This is a genomic window from Streptomyces sp. NPDC050528, from assembly GCF_044457795.1.
Lineage (GTDB): Bacteria > Actinomycetota > Actinomycetes > Streptomycetales > Streptomycetaceae > Streptomyces.
On sequence record NZ_JBITHH010000007.1, the window covers coordinates 266,080 to 282,415 of the forward strand.

Annotated in this window: 14 protein-coding genes and 4 pseudogenes; 6 read left to right on the forward strand and 12 right to left on the reverse strand. The window is 68.0% G+C overall.

Features of this window, described 5'->3' with window-relative positions; all coding sequences use genetic code 11:
• The first annotated feature begins 176 nt into the window (after positions 1-176).
• The 3 genes from ACIBK4_RS25170 (at position 177) to ACIBK4_RS25180 (ending at position 2,919) form a co-directional block, all read left to right on the forward strand.
• Positions 177-956 carry an IclR family transcriptional regulator gene (locus tag ACIBK4_RS25170; protein WP_398997734.1) on the forward strand — a complete coding sequence of 260 codons (780 nt, stop codon included), beginning with the start codon at positions 177-179 and terminating at the stop codon, positions 954-956.
• 703 nt (positions 957-1,659) lie between these two features.
• Positions 1,660-2,289, forward strand: a complete 630-nt coding sequence (locus ACIBK4_RS25175; protein WP_398997736.1) for a TetR/AcrR family transcriptional regulator — start codon at positions 1,660-1,662, stop codon at positions 2,287-2,289.
• A 201-nt stretch (positions 2,290-2,490) separates the two neighbouring features.
• Entirely contained in the window at positions 2,491-2,919 is a 429-nt protein-coding gene (locus ACIBK4_RS25180; protein ID WP_398997738.1) for a hypothetical protein, read from the forward strand.
• Between the two features lie 158 nt (positions 2,920-3,077).
• Here the strand turns inward: ACIBK4_RS25180 and ACIBK4_RS25185 are convergent, their stop codons facing one another.
• The 9 genes and pseudogenes from ACIBK4_RS25185 to ACIBK4_RS25225 all read right to left on the reverse strand — a co-directional run bounded on the left by ACIBK4_RS25185 (position 3,078) and on the right by ACIBK4_RS25225 (position 10,332).
• Positions 3,078-3,371, reverse strand: coding sequence for a helix-turn-helix transcriptional regulator (locus tag ACIBK4_RS25185; RefSeq protein ID WP_398998269.1), 294 nt, complete (start codon positions 3,369-3,371; stop codon positions 3,078-3,080).
• A 91-nt stretch (positions 3,372-3,462) separates the two neighbouring features.
• Positions 3,463-3,858 (reverse strand): annotated as a pseudogene (locus ACIBK4_RS25190) (hypothetical protein); the annotation flags it as partial.
• Positions 3,859-4,360: 502 nt separating this feature from the next.
• Entirely contained in the window at positions 4,361-5,248 is an 888-nt protein-coding gene (locus tag ACIBK4_RS25195) for an SDR family oxidoreductase (protein WP_398997740.1), read from the reverse strand.
• Positions 5,249-5,315: 67 nt separating this feature from the next.
• A complete protein-coding gene (locus tag ACIBK4_RS25200) occupies positions 5,316-6,416 on the reverse strand; it encodes a zinc-binding dehydrogenase (RefSeq protein ID WP_398997742.1) in 1,101 nt (366 codons plus the stop codon).
• Entirely contained in the window at positions 6,413-7,408 is a 996-nt protein-coding gene (locus ACIBK4_RS25205; protein ID WP_398997744.1) for a hypothetical protein, read from the reverse strand. The genes ACIBK4_RS25200 and ACIBK4_RS25205 overlap by 4 nt, the downstream gene beginning before the upstream one ends.
• A gap of 171 nt (positions 7,409-7,579) precedes the next feature.
• Positions 7,580-8,323, reverse strand: coding sequence for a methyltransferase domain-containing protein (locus ACIBK4_RS25210; protein ID WP_398997746.1), 744 nt, complete (start codon positions 8,321-8,323; stop codon positions 7,580-7,582).
• A gap of 109 nt (positions 8,324-8,432) precedes the next feature.
• Positions 8,433-9,272: a fumarylacetoacetate hydrolase family protein gene (locus ACIBK4_RS25215; protein WP_398997748.1), complete on the reverse strand. Its 840-nt coding sequence runs from the start codon at positions 9,270-9,272 to the stop codon at positions 8,433-8,435.
• On the reverse strand, positions 9,269-9,913 hold the full coding sequence (locus ACIBK4_RS25220; RefSeq protein ID WP_398997750.1) for a VOC family protein: 645 nt from the start codon (positions 9,911-9,913) through the stop codon (positions 9,269-9,271). The genes ACIBK4_RS25215 and ACIBK4_RS25220 overlap by 4 nt, the downstream gene beginning before the upstream one ends.
• Positions 9,914-9,933: 20 nt before the next feature.
• Complete coding sequence (locus tag ACIBK4_RS25225; RefSeq protein ID WP_398997752.1) at positions 9,934-10,332, reverse strand: nuclear transport factor 2 family protein; 399 nt, start codon at positions 10,330-10,332, stop codon at positions 9,934-9,936.
• Between the two features lie 203 nt (positions 10,333-10,535).
• On the opposite strand from ACIBK4_RS25225, the gene ACIBK4_RS25230 reads away from it, so the two are divergent.
• On the forward strand, positions 10,536-12,236 hold the full coding sequence (locus ACIBK4_RS25230; protein WP_398997754.1) for an FAD-dependent monooxygenase: 1,701 nt from the start codon (positions 10,536-10,538) through the stop codon (positions 12,234-12,236).
• 9 nt (positions 12,237-12,245) lie between these two features.
• On the opposite strand, the pseudogene ACIBK4_RS25235 reads toward ACIBK4_RS25230, so the two are convergent.
• Together ACIBK4_RS25235 and ACIBK4_RS25240 are read right to left on the reverse strand one after the other, a co-directional pair.
• Positions 12,246-12,710: pseudogene (locus ACIBK4_RS25235) on the reverse strand (TetR/AcrR family transcriptional regulator); the annotation flags it as partial.
• Between the two features lie 607 nt (positions 12,711-13,317).
• Positions 13,318-13,578: a helix-turn-helix domain-containing protein gene (locus ACIBK4_RS25240; RefSeq protein WP_398998271.1), complete on the reverse strand. Its 261-nt coding sequence runs from the start codon at positions 13,576-13,578 to the stop codon at positions 13,318-13,320.
• Between the two features lie 221 nt (positions 13,579-13,799).
• On the opposite strand from ACIBK4_RS25240, the gene ACIBK4_RS25245 reads away from it, so the two are divergent.
• Positions 13,800-14,993 carry an FAD-dependent monooxygenase gene (locus tag ACIBK4_RS25245; RefSeq protein WP_398997756.1) on the forward strand — a complete coding sequence of 398 codons (1,194 nt, stop codon included), beginning with the start codon at positions 13,800-13,802 and terminating at the stop codon, positions 14,991-14,993.
• A gap of 272 nt (positions 14,994-15,265) precedes the next feature.
• On the opposite strand, the pseudogene ACIBK4_RS25250 reads toward ACIBK4_RS25245, so the two are convergent.
• A pseudogene (locus ACIBK4_RS25250) lies at positions 15,266-16,033 on the reverse strand (transposase); the annotation flags it as partial.
• On the opposite strand from ACIBK4_RS25250, the pseudogene ACIBK4_RS25255 reads away from it, so the two are divergent.
• A pseudogene (locus tag ACIBK4_RS25255) lies at positions 16,003-16,251 on the forward strand (IS110 family transposase); the annotation flags it as partial. The pseudogenes ACIBK4_RS25250 and ACIBK4_RS25255 sit on opposite strands and share 31 nt — an antisense overlap.
• Positions 16,252-16,336: the final 85 nt, after the last annotated feature.

Consider the following 16,336-nt stretch of genomic DNA (forward strand, 5'->3'; position numbering starts at 1 on the left):
GGCCCGCGCGGCTTGGCCGACCCGGCCGAGAGCGAGGGAGTCGCTGCGCTGCCCCAAGCATCTGACCACCAGGGGCGGCGCAATCTGGAGACTTCGACGAGTTGGTCGGATCTCTTCGTCTGCTCCGGCCGGCAGTGGGACCGAGTCCGCGAAAGCAGTCGATGGAGGAGAGATCCATGCCTCGCGCGCACGAGCCAGGACGCTCAGTCAGCTCTCGACTCTGGGATCTGCTGTTCTCGTTCGACCCCGACCACACCGAGCTGAGTCTCGCCGACCTGGTCCGACGTACCGGCATGCCGCACGCCACCGCCCGGCGTCTCGCACTGGAACTCGTGGAGGCCGGCGCGCTGGAGCGTACCCGCGACAACCGGTTCGCGATCGGCCTACAGCTCTGGCGCCTCGGGACCCTCGCCCCGCGCGCCGAGACGCTCCGCAGTGCCGCGCAGCCCTTCGTGGAGGACCTGTACACGGCTCTTCGCCAGCATGTACAGCTGGCCGTCCTCCAGGGCGAGAAGGCCGTGATCATCGAGCGGCTGTCGGCGGTCAACGCCGTCGGTCTGACATCGCAGGTCGGCGGCCTTCTGCCCCTGCACTGCTCAGGTGTGGGCAAGGTGCTGCTGAGCCACAGCAGCCCGGCGTTCATCGACGAGGTGCTGGCGGGAAGGCTGCAACGCTTCACTCCCAAGACGATCGTCGACCCGACCGAACTCCGTCGCGAACTGGCGTCCTGTCGCTCGACCGGAACGGTGGTCGTCAAGGAGGAACTGAGCGAGGGGGCCGAGTCAGTCGCGACGCGCATCGTCGACGGCCGCGGCAAAGTCGTCGCAGCTCTGTCTGTAGTGGTGGCCGCGGGCTCGATCAAACTGCAGGCGGCCGTGCCCTCCCTGGTCACGAGCGGACTCGGACTGTCCAGGAGTCTCGGCTGGAGACCGGGCATTCCCGTCGACACTTCGTAACCCTTCGCGGGGCGAGGGAACCGACGCGTCATGTCGACGGTTGTCACCGGGAGAGCCCCGTGTGGCCGAGGCGCATCCCTCGTCGGTCGGGAACCACACCCGTGTGGCCAAGGACTGAACAAGGAAGGTGCCAGGTCCGCCCCACACGGCGAATGCGCATCTCCTCAAAGCACGCCACGACCGCCCGTCCACCTCGATCCCGACACGTCACCGTGCTGGTCTCGGCCTCGCCGGCGAGGCCACGGACACGTTGTAGGTGAGCAAGATCATCACACTGCCGGTGACTTCCCTCAGCAGCACTGTCGCCGCGGGCGTCCTTGCCATCACCTCAGTGGTCGGGGGCAGTGTTCGAAGTTGGACGAAGCCTATTCGTGCCGGGTGGCGGGGGTCGCTGGACGTGTGGACGCCGCACCCGACTTGCCTCGTTTCAGGCGGCTGCCACTCGTGCGATGGGCACAATGCTCCACCGAGTGCGGAGCATTGCGAAGAGGACGTCGGCTCGGCGGCGGACGAGGCAGAGGATGGCCTGGCTGTGGGACCAAAGTCATCAGGGCACCCCCGCGCGTCGATGTGAAAAAAGAGCGAGAAAGACTGAGCGGGACACAGGTCACCAGGCACAGCTGAATGCTGCTCTGGGGATCGAGTCCCAACGCGGACCGCGCGACGTTCACCGGTGCGCCGCGAAGCGAAAGGACAGAACGCCATGAGCCGTGCCGAGAGCCGTCCGCCGTCGTACGGTTCCACCCGTGGTCGTCCCCGCAGCAGGGACGTGGACCAGGCCATCCTGGAAGCGGTGATGAAGCTTCTCGAGGACGGCGTCCCGTTGGCCGATCTCTCCGTCGAACGCATCGCCCGGAGCGCCGGCGTCGGCAAGGCAGCCATCTACCGCCGCTGGAGCGCCAAGGAAGATCTCTTCGTCGACGTCATACGCGCCGCTGAGCCTGCCGAGCGAGACCTCCCCGGCACCTCGATGCGGGACGACCTGGTCGTACTGCTGGAGTCACTGCGCCAACGCACTCTGGCCCGCCGCTCGTCGGCGATCCTGCACAACGCGCACGCCCAGATGAGATGCAGCCCGAAGATATGGGCCGCCTACAACGCCGGCGTGATCACTCCCCGGCGCGACCTCGGACTGGAGGTCCTGCGGCGGGGCCGGCTGAACGGGGAACTCCGCACCGACGTCGACCTGGAACTGGCCATCGACATGTTCGTCGGCCCCCTGCTCATCCGCTCATTCGCGCGCACCGACCCCGACCTCCCCGACGGACTGGCAGAGCACATCGTCGACACCGTCCTGAACGGCCTACAGCCCGTCGGTTCACCGCGCACTTGACCAGGATGGGCCACCTGAGAACGCCAGCGTGTCGCCGTACTCGTCCCCACCACCGGCAAGCCGCTCCCAACTCCCTTGCTCCACAGTGGAGTCGTGCCACAGCGTTCACCCATGTGCACTCCCCCTCGCGGCGAAGTCGCATATCCACTACGCAGTCGGCCGCAGGCCCCCGAATGTGTAGAAGTTAAGCTTTACGACGCAGTGGCGATCGGTGTCGAGTCGTCGCGCCAGTTCGGTGATGAAGCGGTCCGGGCCGGCGGTGCCGAGCAGGTTGGTCAGCAAGAAGCCGTGCTTCTCAGCGATCCCCGTGCGGGTTGCGACGCCGAACCGCCCCGCGAAGGACATCAACCGCCTGATCCCGGCACGACCCGGCACTCCGACGCGGATCGGCAACTGAATGCCGCGCGAGCGCACCTGTTCGATCCAGCTGATGACCGATTCGGCATCGAAGCCGAACTGCGTGATGATGTCGCCGCTCCGGCCAGCGCGGCTGCCTTGTGCTCAAGCGCGGCCCACAGCATCTGCCGTGGGATGCCGAAGTGTCCTTCCGGGTATCCGCTGATGCTGACCGTCTTCACCCCGAACTCATCCAGGGCTGCCGTTCTGATCAGCGCCGGCGCGTTCTCGTAGGGACCTCCGGCTGTGGCGGGTCGCCTGCGATGGCGAGGACATGGCCACTCGCGTCCGCCTCGTGAAGCGCTTTCAGGAATGCGACCGGGGCGCATTGCTGTGGGACCAGGGCCGGAGGCACAGAAGCCGGGTCTGGTCCCCTGGGTCGGACAGCGCACTCAGCAGCACCCGCGGGACTGCGACGGCAGCTCTCCGAAACGCCCACGGCGGGCGGCCGCGAACCGGCCGAGATGCGTGAACCCTGTGTCCAGGGCAATCGCGCTGATCGTCTCCGCGGATGTCAGCAGGGCCGCACGGACGCGTTCCAGCCTCAGATTGCGGGCGTGCGTCATCGGCGACACCCCGAGACAGGACCGGAATCCCGCATCCACCGTCCGTGCGCTGCGTCCCGCCGCCTGTGCGATGTCCCCCAGCCTGATCTGCTCGCGGAGGTGACTCTCGATGTACTCGATCGCGCGATCCGGGTGGCGGGCCGCAGGTGTGCAGCAGACTCGTGACGATCAGACGCGTCTGCGCTCTGCGCATGGCCGGCTGAGTGAGCACCTCGGTTTCACTGTCGACCTCGCTGAGCACGCTGCCCAGCAGTTCACGCATGCCCGCCGGGCCGAGCTGCGAAAGGTCGAGGACCGGGTCGAACCGCACGTCCGCCCCAGGGCCCTTCGCGGCCAAAGGCGTCAGCTCCGGGTCCACGAACCGTCGCCCCAGACGGATGACGAGGGTCCTGGTCGGCTGCCGCTCGGGCAGGACAAGCAGTCGCTCACCGGGATTCGCCGCGGCTGCGACCGAGCGCGTGTTTCTCAGCTGCCGCTTCCTCGCCTCCAGGTGCAGTTCGCCGAAGACGCCGAAATGAAGGAAGTACGACGGTTCCCGCTCCGTGGAGACGTTCGCCTTCAGGCCAAGGTCGGATGAGAAGAACCCGACGGCGAAGTCGTGGTCCACGAACCCGTTCAGCCGGTGTGTGCCTGGTCAGGACGACGACAGCGCTTCGATGCCTCTCACGCTGGCGGGAGACATGAACGCGTTGACGGAACGCAACGCCTCGGCGGTATCCGGGGACCGCGCCAGTGGCCAGCGGGACAGGAGCATCCGTCCAGTCCACGAAGATCGCAGGCATGTGGTCGAGGCTCGTCCTGGTGACCAGGGAGCGCGCGAGCTCGTGGAACCGAGTGGGTGCGGAGCGGCGCAGCAGCCGGCCCGACGGTGTGGTCGCCGCTGCTGGCGATCCTGGGGATGGGACCAGTCACGTGAGCGCGCCTGGATCCATGGTGGCGGCCCGCCCGTTCTCCGGGCCCGCCGTCATTGGGCTTCGTGCGAGACCACCGGCCACGTAGCGTGGGCCAGTTGAGGCACTCGTGATGCCGGGAGCGGTTGAAGCCTGCGCTCACGGCACAAGCCGGGCCAGGGCCCACACGGTGCTGTGGCCGACGAACGTCGCAAGAGGCTAACCTCGAGCAGCGAACGCAGCGGCCGCTTCCTCGAAAGACGCGGGTTCACGGCCGAGCAGCATCCGCAGGACGTTGCTGTTGCCACGCAGGCCGTGCCGGTCGTAGTCCTGCCACATGGCCCGCATGTCGGGGCCCCGGGACGGATCGTCGGCGACTGGGGGCGGGAGCGGCGCTTCCTCCCAGTCGACCGTCCGCGCCTCGAGCTCCACACCTCGTACATGTCCCGCGATGCGCAGGGCCTCGGCCAGTGTGGTGGTGGGGCCCGCCAGTTCGTAGGTCGCCGAGTCATGGCCCTGTTCAGACAGAACCTTCATGCCGACTTCCGCGAGTTCTTGCAGGTCGATGAACGAGAACTTGTTGTGGACGTCGAACGGCACATTCACGGGCCCCGCGGGAGCCCTTCCCCACGTCGACAGGACGATCTGGGCGAACATCGACGGCTGGAGGATCGTCCAGTCCAGGTCCGAACCCCGCACGGTGGCCTCGGCGTTCGCCTTGCGCATGTGGTGACGCAGGCCGGGGGTGTGCGGGTGGAGGACGGACAAGTACACGAACCGCCGCGCGCCCGCGTGCTCGGCCGCCTCAATCGCCCTGTTCGCGAAGACGTCCTCCTCCGGATGAAACGCCGGAGGAATCATGAACACGAAGTCGGCGTTCTTCACCGCCTGGCGGACGGCGTCGGGCTCCGCGAGATCCGCCTCGACGATCTCGTCGACGCCCAGAGCGGCCACCCGTTCACGGCCCCCCGGACCGTGCACCACCGCGCGGACCCTGAACGGAGACCGCTGAGCCGCCTCCAACAGGTACCTACCACAGAGCCCGGCCGCCCCGATCACCGCGAGCAAAGGCGGCTCTTCACTGCGTACGGCTTCCGTTTCGGACACTTTCGGATTTCCTCTCGCTGGTTCCTCGATGGCTTCGCAGCACACGCTGATGGAGTCGTGCCCCGGATCAGGGATTGACCACGGTCATCCACATGGGCTCGTCGCGGCGTTGCATGGCGTCGACGGCCCCCAACGCGTCGCTGAGCGGGAACCGATGGGTGATCAGCTCATCAGCGTTGAGGACGCCCGTCTCCAGCAGACGCAGCACTTCCAGCGCGTCGTTGCGGGTACAGGCACGAGTACCGATGAACCGCCACATGTTCATCATGAGTGCCAGCGGTGACTGCGGCAGCGGAGTGCTGTTGCCTCCCATGTGAACCAGCGCACCGCCGGTCGCAAGCCCGGCCATGGCCTGACCGGTGACCGGACCGTCGGGCACGTAGTCGAGGATCGCGTGCGCTCCCCCGGGTGCCAGCTCGCGCAGCCGGCCGCCGAGAGCGTTGCTGGTCGCCCAGTCCTCGGGGAGTTCGTCAAGAGCGACGATGGCGGCCGGGATGCCACCGGAGAGCCCGGCGACGGTCTTGAGCCGGTCACTGTGGCGGCCGACGAGGATGAGTTCGGCGACTCCGAAGTGCTTCGCGAGCTTGACCGTCGCGGTGCCCATGGCACCGGTCGCGGCGGTGACGACGACGGTGGAACCCATCGGCAGCTCTGCCCACTTGAACGCGCGTACGGCGTTGGCGAGGGTGTGCGTCTTGGCCGCGACGTCGAAGCTGATGGATTCCGGCAGCGGGTCGACCAGCCAGTACGGGAGGCGCACGTATTCCGCGAGCGCCCCGTTGTGGTACTCGTCGTAGAGCGGCATCGCGGAGTCGTTGAAGGCGGCGTAGCCCATGATGGACTGCTGCGCGCACATCATGTCGCGGTCGCTACGGCAGTGGATGCAGGTACGGCAGTTCAGGAAGGGGTGGACCCGGACCCGGTCGCCGATGCCGACGCCGGTGACGTCGCTGCCGACGGCAGTGACGGTGCCTGCGGCTTCGAAGCCGAGGGTGGTGGGCAGATGCTTGAACGCGCCCCTTCTGAGCAGGTGCATGAGGCCCGGGGCCAGGCCGGCGGATGCCACCCGCACCACAACGTCCATCGGGCCTGGCTCGGGGACGGGGATGTTCTCCAGTAGGAGAGTGCCGGCGTCGCGCTGGGCGCGCAGTGCGAGCATCGTGGTCATGCGTGGACCTCCACGTTGAGGGCCGCGAGCCGTTCGGGCGAGTACTGGTAGGCGGTACGAGCGGTGTCGGCCACCTGCGGAAGCTCGCTACGCGAGAGCAGGCTGACGTAGTCGCCGGGCTCGGTGGTGACATCGGCGTGGGAGATGCCAAGCGGAATGCGCACGAAGTCGCCAGGCCTGAGGTCGACGATGCCGTACTGGGTGATCAGGGTACGGTGACCGTTTGCCTGGTACTGGATCTCGTCGGCGTCGAGGGTGCGGCGGTAGCGCCGCTCACCACCGGGCACAGTGGTGACGAGCCCGAGGCGGATGCGCTCGGTGCCGTACATCCATGTGGTGTCGCGGTCGTGGTCGGCACGCAGGACCTGTATCCGGCGGTCGTCGCTGTGGACATGGTCGAGCAACTGCTGTTCGTCGACGGGGAAGAGGACGATGTCGCGGCCGGGCGCCCCCAGGTTCCAGGTGACGGCCTCGTTGGCCTCACCGGGCTGCCAGCCGGGAAACGGCGGGAAGATCGCCCGGGACTCGCGGTGGGCCGACACCAGTTCGGTGACCGGCGCCGGGATGTAGAACAACAGGTGGCTTTCGGCGCGGCTGCGGTTGTCGTGGGCCACGCCTTGGGGGATGCGGGAGAATTCGCCGGGCCAGTTGTGCTCGACCGAGCCGATTTCGGTCATCAGGGTGCGCTCGCCGGCGATCTGATAGGAGATCTCGTCCACGTCGCAATTGCGGTGGTAGAACGGCTGCCGGCCGTCCAACTTCTGCCACTCGACGCGGATCTCGTCATTCTCGTAGACACCGCGCGGCGGGGCGTACGCCTCTTCCTGGAACTCCTGCGGGTAGTGCACCACAGTCAGTGCCGGCCGCTCGGCCGCAAGCTTGATGGGCACCTTGGGCGGATGCGGCGGTGACAGCAGCAGATGCTCGTCACGGACGGCGCTCTGCAGCGGCCGGTCCGATGCCATGACCATGAGGTCCTCGTTGACGCTCACGGCAACCTCCTCGTTCGGGGTGGCGTCGCGTAATGCGGCTCAGGTTGTCAGCCGATCCCACTGCCCGGAACTCAGCAGGATCGGGGAGGGGCTTCGTTCGAGGAAGGGGTCGATTTCCGGCTTCCTATCCATGCGCAGCCTTTCCGGCATGATGGGTGCGTGCCGGTGCTGTTACTTCTTTCGACCCCAGAACATCTCAATTCCGCGCCATTCCAGCAGCTGCGGGCTCTCGACGGTGTCTCCGAACGCCTCGCGGACCTCCTCGCCGGACCAGTAGGGAATGTTTTCCACGCCCACATGCTGAAACAGCTTGTCGTACCACTGCCGCAGATGAACGTCGGAGTTTATGCGCGCGTCGAACGCCGGCCCCTTCAGGACCGACTCGGCCAGCACGATGCGGCGGCCCGGCTTCATCACGCGCAGCAGGTCCCGGGCCGCCTCCGCCCAGTCGTCGCAGTGCTGGGTCGCCTGGAGCACCGCGACGCAGTCGTACTCCTCGTCGGCCTTCGAGTCGGCGTAGTCCCAGCGCCAGCAGCCGGTCTGACCATTGCGTCCGGGGAGCCGGCCCAGGACCGCCTTCCGCCCGTCGTGGATGATCTCCACCTCATCCACAGCGCCGTCCGGTCCCACGATCTTCCGCATGTCTTCCAGCCACCCCGCGGGGGCGATGCCCTCGCCGATGAGCAGGACCTTGTCGCCGGCGCGGAGTTCGAGGAGACCGTAGACGATTTCGGAGATCGGCCGGGCCAGCTCCCTCCAGATGTAGGGCAGCCCACCGGCCACCGACAGGGCCATCTCCCACTTGTGTCGCAGGGCGATGTCGTGGACGTCCTTCCCGAGAAGCTCCTCGTCCCACGGCTGGATGTGGTCCCACGGGTTTCCGCCGCCGAAACTGCTCTTGACTTCGCTGCTCACCTGAATGCCTCCAACGACTGGGCTGTCGCACGTGCGAGAGCCTCCACAATTGGCTTTGCTGACTTCGAGGACGCCACGGCGCCGGCATCCTCAGGTTGGCCTCTGCGCGTCAGGCGCAGGTGTTCACGAGGGTGCCGATGCCCTGGATCTCGATCCGGACCTCGTCACCCGTCCGCAGAAACAGGCCTTGCTTGTGCCCGACCCCGGCCGGGGTCCCGGTGGCGATCACGTCGCCGGGTTCGAGGGTCGTCTGCCGCGACAAGTAGGAGACCAGCGCGGAAACCGGATGGATGAGCTGTGAGGTACGCGCGTCCTGGCGGAGCTCGCCGCCGACCCAGGTGCGCAGGTGCAGGTCATCAGGGTCGGCGAACTCGTCAAGAGTGGCCAGGGCCGGGCCCATGGGGGTGAAGGTGTCGAAGCTCTTGGCCACGGTGACGTTGGCGGCCCGGCCAGGAACGCGTCCCTTCTGGACATCGCGCGCGCTGACGTCGTTGCAGATCGTGAAGCCGGCGACGAACGAGTACGCGTCCGCCTCCGACACGTCGGTGGCGCGCCTGCCGATCACGACCGCGAGTTCGCCTTCGTAGTCGACCTCGTCCGGAGCCACCTTCGGGAAACGGATCCGCTCTCCCGTGCCGATCACCGAGGACGGAGCCTTCAGGAAGATGACCGGATCCTCCGCCGTGCCGGCGTACCCCACCTCGGTGCGGTGGCCCGCGTAGGCGTAACCGACCGCCCAGATCTTGGAAGGTCTCGGGAGGGGCGCGATGAGCTGGGCCTGGGCCGTGGGTACACGGTCACGGACCGCCGCCGTGGCGATGGCGGTGAGGTCGATGCCGGCCTGCAGGGCCGCCCCGATGTCTGTCGCGTCGAGGTCGAGGAAGGCGACGGATTCGCCGTCGTCCTCCAGCCTGCCGATCCCCTTGGCCGTGCTGACGAGCCTGGTCACAGGGCCACCGCCTGGTTGTCGAGGCGCAGCAGCTCGTCCTCGGGGTCACCGGCACGGTAGCGGGCGACGAAGCGGTCGGGGTTGAGCTCCAGGCCCGAGGGGTTCGCCGCGAAGACGGGCCCGGACATGAAGGCCACCTCTTCCTCAGTGGTGGCGAAGTTGGCACAGGAGAACTCGACGATGTTCCCGTCCGGGTCGCGGTAGTAGAAGCTGGTGGCCTGGCCATGGTTGGCGGCACGGTGCGGGCGGGCTCCCATGGACGCCATGTGCTCGAACTGGGTGACCAGTTCGCCCAACGAGCCGACACCGAACTGGAAGTGATGCAGCCCCGGCCCGGAGGCGTCGGTGCCGAGCAGGCGGTCGATGCCGAACAGCGCGAGGACCTGAGTGTGCGGGGCGTCATGCACGCGGAAGAAGCCCAGCCGGACATCGACCGCTCGTTCGGGCATCCCCGCGGGCCGCGGCGGGGCGTCGGGGTCCGGGGTCCGCTCGTAGAACGGGCCGTGTCCCAGTACGTGTGTGTAGAAGGCGGCCATGTCGTCGTAGCGGCCGGTCTTGAGCACGACTTCGGCTATCTGCAGCGCAACAGCCTGGGTCTCGGTGGCCGAGGGGGCGGCCGTGCTCTGGGGAGTCGTCGTCATCGTGGGGGCCTCCTTGCCCGTCAGACGGTGGGGTGCAACGGCCTCGATGTGCGATGCGTGATCCGCCACCGTCCCCCCGAGTGGCGGAACCGGTGGACGGTGTTGAGGACGCGGTCCAAGACGTAGGCGCCGTCGGGTTGCCGGACGTGCAGCAGAACCATGTTCTGCATCTCGACCCGCTCGTCGTCGCTTCCGTCGCCCTGAGCGGTGACGACCTCGTTGGCGAGCACATGGACGGTCTGCCGTCCGGCGTTGGCCTCTCGCGCCTTGAGGAACCCGAGTATCTCTTCGCGCCCGCGGAAGGCCCGGCCGTGCGCCTCGAACTCCGCGTCGTCGGCGAAAGCGCCGATCCCGGCGGTGGCCCGGCCACTGTCGATGTCGCGGTGGTAGCTGACAACCAGGGCACGACAGCGGCCCACAGCATCACTTCGGTCGACCGGAGACACCACGACGTCGCTCCCATCTCTTGAACCGGGGTCAACCGTAGCACCGCATTCTTCGGGCTGATAGATGCTTGTTTATTTGACCCTTCCATTGAGCGGCCCACGCATGCGAACCTGACTCGGGTTCAAGAGCTTGGGTCGCGATTGGTCCAAGCCGTGTTCAGGAAGGCAGGTCCCCTGTGTCTGACCGCAACGCAATAGCCGGATCTCGGCGTGTCCTGGTCGTGGGGGCGGGGCCCGTGGGTCTCTCGCTCGCGATCGAACTGGGGTGGCGTGGTGTGCCGGTGACGGTGATCGATCAGGGCGACGGCCACGTGCCCTTCCCCGCGGGCGAGGCGATCTTCTCCCGCACCATGGAACACCTTCGGCGCTGGGGCTGCGCGAAAGAGGCGCGCGCGGAGTCGGCACCGCCCACGGACTACCGGCACCGGACGGTGTTCGCCACGTCAGTGACGGGTCACGTACTCGCCGAATTCGATTACGGGGTCACGAACCGATCTCCGGGCGCGTACGGCCCGCTGACACCGGAGGGCCCCGCGTTCCTCTCCAAGTTCTCGTTCCTGCCGTTGCTCGAACGGACGGCGCGAGGTCTGCCCTCGGTCGAGATCAGGTACGGCAACCGCCTGGAGACGATGGAGCAGGACTCCGACGGTGTCCTGGCCCTGGTGCGAGACGTGGCGAGCGGCGCCACCGAGACGCTGGCCGGCGACTACCTCGTGGCCTGCGACGGTGGCCGCAGCAGCGTCCGGCGAGCGCTGGGCATCGAGTTCGAGGGAATGTTCGCGCAGGGACAGAACTTCGCGGTGCACTTCCGCGCACCGCAACTGGCGGACCTGCTGCGGGAGCGGTTGGGCGGCCCGGCGGTGCAGATCCACACGCTGTCCTCGGCACGCAGGCCGTACATCACGGTGGTCAACGGCGTGGACGAGTGGCGGCTCTCGGTCTACCTGGACGAAGAGCCGCAGCCCGGGGACGCGGTCGCCTGGATACACGAGGCCGTCGGTGCGCCCATCGACGTGGAGATACTCGCCGCCCAGCCCTGGAGCGGACACTGCGTGGTGGCCCGCAGCTACCGTGCGGAGCGGGTGTTCCTCGCGGGTGACGCGGCGCATCTGCTGTGGCCCAAGGGAGGCTTCGGCGCCAACACCGGGATCGGCGACGCCGTCGACCTCGGCTGGAAGCTCGCCGCGGTCCTCCAGGGCTGGGGAGGCCCCGCGCTGCTCGACAGCTACGAACTGGAGCGGCGGCCGATCGCCGTCCGCAACGTCACGGAGGCATCCACCAACTGGAGGTCCGACTCCCAGCTCGAACCCGACGCCGCACTCGGCCGCGGGGGCGCAGAGGGCGACCGGGCCCGCGGTGAGATGGGCGAGATGATCCGCCGGTGGAGGGGCAAGGAGTTCCTCTGCACAGGAGTCCAGCTCGGATACCGCTACAGCGGCTCCCCGGTCTGCGTACCGGACGGCACCCCGGAGCCACCCGACGAGCCGGACGACTACATCCCGTCCACCTGGCCCGGCTGCCGGGCACCGCACGCCTGGATGCCCGACGGCAGTTCGGTGCTCGACCACTTCGGCCGCGGCTTCGTGCTCGTGGTCTCGGGGGCGTCGGACCCCTCTTCGCTGGTGGACGCCGCGCACCAGCGTGGGGTGCCGTTGCAAGTGCTCCGCCTGACCGATCCGGCCGCGGCGAGGCTCTACGAGCGACCGCTGGTACTGGTCCGCCCCGACGGGCACGTCGGGTGGCGGGGCGAGCAGGCTCCTGCCGACCCCGTCACGGTACTCGACCGGCTGCGCGGGGCAGAGACCGGGAATCCAGCCGCTGATTCGGTCATGGCGACCCGGGCTGTCCCGGCGAAAGCCGGTACTCGCCACCTCTGACCGTCGCGATCAGTGGTCACGCCCCTTGATCGGTGACCGGCCGACCAGGGTGGACTCCATCAGGAAACGGAGCATCTCGTGTGCCGGTCTGTTCCGGTCATTGGGCACATTCGCGCCTTCGAACACGGCGACCGCGACATCGCTGAGGAGCGCGGCATCGATGTCGGGTTCGCCGTCGAGGCCGCATTCGGCCATGACATCAACGCCGGGCAGGCGGGCGCCGACCCACTGAGCCGGCTGGTGCGCGGGCTGTCCGACATGCGCCTGTACAGGCCGTTGCACCAGGCCATGCACGACCGGCCTCCGCATTCCGAGGCGGTTCGGGCCGCCCGCAACACCTTCCTGGACTGGATCGTGGGCCTGGTCGACGAGGGTACGGATCTCGCGGCTGAGCATCCGGTCCATCACCGCGGCGAAGATGTCGTCTTTCGAGTCGTAGTACCAGTAGACATTTCCCCTGGCCACCCCGGCGGCGGCGCTGACGTCCCCTCCTCACTGGGGATCTGCTGGCGGTTCCGCGGCATCCCGGCTCCTTGACGTGTTCAGCTCGTCTCAACTGAGTGTGGACAGCGAGCTGGAGCGGCCCGATGGCAACGAAGGGATCTTGCCAAGAGACTGTGCGAGATGACTGCATGGCACAGACATGTCTGTGTTCCCTGCCCGTGAGCAGGGGACACAGACGCCTCGCTTTGCCGATCGAAGCTTTGGCGACCGTCAACGGTCGTCGCTTGGCAGCACGGGTCTGGTCTGGCCACGGCACCAGGACGACCTTTCCGCTGGTGTGACCGGTCATGATCTGGCGAGGGCGGCAGCAGCCTCGCGAAGCGGGTAACTGCCGGCGATCAGGACCCGCAGTCGCCCTGCCTCCACGGCCTCGGTGAACTGCAGGCGGGCAGCGGCGCGGAGTCCGTCCCCACATCGGCGCCGGGCACGCCGCCGAGAAGTTTGATGCCCGCCCGGGACCCACGCGCGAAGCCCGCGACGGTGGCGATGCGAGATCGGTCCGCCACGAGTTCCACGGAGATGCCCGGAACGCCAGGTCCTCCAGGAAGCAATCGCGCAGCTCTGGCACCGATATGCCTCAGCCACTCTCGGGGTCGTCCTCATTGGACACGTCACAGGGGGGTGCGATCGCGCACAGCGATTCGGTGAGCGGGGTCAGGGTCCCGAGTTGCCACAGCCGCAATCCCACCGTGAATCTGCCGTCCGGCCGACGATCCGGCGCGCCGAAATCGGCGAGTTCCATGGCCAGTCTCCGCACCGTGGCGTGCGGCATGCCCGTCTTACGCACCAGGTCGGCGAGGCTGAGCGCAGTGTGCCCGGGCTGGAACGCGAACAGCACTTCCAACGGGCGGGAACTCACCGTCCTGCCGGGCTCGCCGGACCGTGGCACAAGGTACGGCCTCCTCGGTGTGCAATACCGCTCATCTTGCCGACGCAGATAACGACGCCATGGCAAACGGTGTCCGTTCAATGAACACAACCGTTCCCGCGGCACAGGGCGCCAGTCACGATCTGGGGTGGCCAGTTCATTGGCCACCGACGAGCCAGAGGAGTACATCAGTGCCTGCCACCGTGCCGGGTCCGCGCATTGCCATCATCGGGGGTGGCATCGGTGGTCTGGCCGCCGGTGCCTTCCTGCGCCGCGCGGGGTTGACGGCCACCGTCTACGAGCAGGCGCCCGCACTCACCGAGGTCGGCGCCGGGCTCGTGATGGCTCCGAACGCCGTACGGCTCCTGCGGCGCCTCGGCGCCATGGACCAGTTCCTCCGCCGGGCCGTACCGCTGGACTGGGGTTGGGAGTTCCGCCGCTGGACCAACGGTGGGGTGCTTTCGGTCGAGAAACTCAGCGGCGTGTGCGAGCGGCTCTACGGCGAGCGCACCTACGTCGTGCACCGTGCCGACCTGCTGGACTCCCTCAGGGCGGCTGTGCCCAGCGAATGGGTCCGCCTGGGCGCACGCTGCACAGCGGTCGACACACGCAAGGACGTCGTTCTGCTGCGCTTCGCCGACGGCAGCCAGGTCGAGGCGGACATCGTCATCGGCGCCGACGGCGTGCACTCCGTCGTCCGCAACTCGGTGACCGAGCCCTCACCACCGACGTATTCCGGTATCTGCGCCTTCCGCACCATCGTGCCCGCCCGAGCCGCGCCCGGCTTCGCCCTGCGCCGCGCCCAGACCCTCTGGCTCGGGCCCGGACGGCACTTCGTGCACTATCCGGTCGCCGGTGGGCAGGCCGTCAATGTCGTCGCGTTCGCCCCAGCCGGGGATTACACCGACGAGTCCTGGAGTACGACGGCCACGATCGAGGAGTTCCATGCCGAGTTCGCCGACTGGGACCCGCGGGTGACGGACCTGATCACCGCCGGTGGTGTACCAGGGCGCTGGGCGATGCTGGACCGGGCGCCACTACGGTGTTGGAGCCGCGGCAGGATCACCCTGCTCGGTGACGCCGCGCATCCCATGTTCCCCTTCTTCGCCCAGGGCGCGGCCCAGTCGATCGAGGACGCCGCGGTACTGGCTCGCTGCCTGACCGCGTATACGAACGATCCCGAGCAAGCGCTGAAGAGGTACGAGGCGGCGCGAATCGAACGCACCACACGCCTGCAGGAGATCAGTCACGCCCGCAGGGAGATCAACCACCTGCCCGACGGGCCCGCGCAGCAGGCTCGCGACGCCGCTCTGGCCGAATCCGATCCGCTGGTGCGCAACGGCTGGATCTACGGCTACGACGCCGAGGAAGCACCCACCTCCTGAACAACAACGCCGACGACAGGGGAAACGCCACCGTGGCCGCAATTCCCGCCGTCACCGGACCGACAAGGTCAGGCTGAGAAGGAACCAGCCTCGATCTTTCGTGACGGTCTGCCGAGTGAGTCGGCGGACCGTTTCGCGTTCCGTGGCTGTTGGCGAGCAGGCCGGTGGCCCGACTGACGTGTCGGGTGGGCGCGGAGTTCCACTGCTCCGGAGACGTGGTGCTGCTCGCAGGGACGGAAAATTACTGGTCAGACGGGGTTGGGCAGATGATCGAGCCGTCCGGGGGCGCTGGTGACGAGCTGGTCGGCCGGGCTGAACAAGCGGAGCCGCAGGCGGCAGGGCTCCCAGAGCCGGGCCTGGTCGTTTCGTGCAAGCATCGGCGTCCAGGCCAGCAGGTCGAGTGCGATCTGGACGATCTCCAGCCAGACCGTGTTCTGCGCGGTGTCGTGCAGGGGCAGGTTCCGCTGGCCGGTCGCCCGGGCAGCCCGGACGCGGTCCTCGGCCCGTGCCCGCAAGCGGTGGCGGAGTTCGAGGTCGGCGATGGGCCGGCCGGTGGTGTTGGTGGCGAAGCACGTGATCCGCCTGCCGTCGGCATCTGTGATCCTCAACTGGGCGCCGGGGTGCGGTCGTTCCTTCCGGACGACCAGCCGCATCCCCATCGGCCGGCCGTCGAGCATGCCGCCGGTGAGTTCTGCGCCCCAGGCTCCGTCACGGATCTCTCCGTCCGGCTCGACGGCCGGCGTCCATGCCGCGAGCGGCACCGTGAGTACGGCCTGGTGAATTGCGTCGGTGATGGTCATGCCGACCGAATAAGACAGCCACCGTCCGCGTTTCGCAAGTCAGGCCACGCACTCGTGGGTGCCGCCCGCGGAGTCGGTGCGAATCAGCGTCCCGCGCCCGCGCCGATAGGACTTGGGCAGCTGGGCCAGGGCCAGCTGGGTGCCCGTGATGTGATCGGCGGCGGTGTTACTCACGGCATTCCCGGGCTTGAGCAGACCGGCCACCGGCTCGCCGGACCCGCCCGTCCCGTGGTCGAGGAAAAAAGCAGCTCAAGCGAGCCTTCTTCCTCTCGGCGTTCGCCGCGCTGGCCGACCCGGCCTCCCGCACCTACTACGACAAGAAGATCGCCCAGGGAAAGCACCACACCCAGGCCATCCTCTGCCTCGCCCGCCGCCGAGCCGACGTGCTCTTCGCGATACTCCGCGACGGCGCCTTCTACCAACCACCAACCCCGATCACCCCTTGGCCGAAGTCATAGGGGCACCCCGCGATCACAGCGATCAGGTGCGGCTCCTGGCTGCGTGCGGCTCCTGATTCGGACACTTTCCGGCTTCCTCTCGCTG

Bases quoted from the DNA above. Each gene is read 5' to 3' on its own strand.
- ACIBK4_RS25200 (WP_398997742.1), bottom strand. From the start codon at position 6,416: ATGACCACGATGCTCGCACTGCGCGCCCAGCGCGACGCCGGCACTCTC.
- ACIBK4_RS25175 (WP_398997736.1), top strand. From the start codon at position 1,660: ATGAGCCGTGCCGAGAGCCGTCCGCCGTCGTACGGTTCCACCCGTGGT.
- ACIBK4_RS25170 (WP_398997734.1), top strand. From the start codon at position 177: ATGCCTCGCGCGCACGAGCCAGGACGCTCAGTCAGCTCTCGACTCTGG.
- ACIBK4_RS25220 (WP_398997750.1), bottom strand. From the start codon at position 9,913: ATGACGACGACTCCCCAGAGCACGGCCGCCCCCTCGGCCACCGAGACC.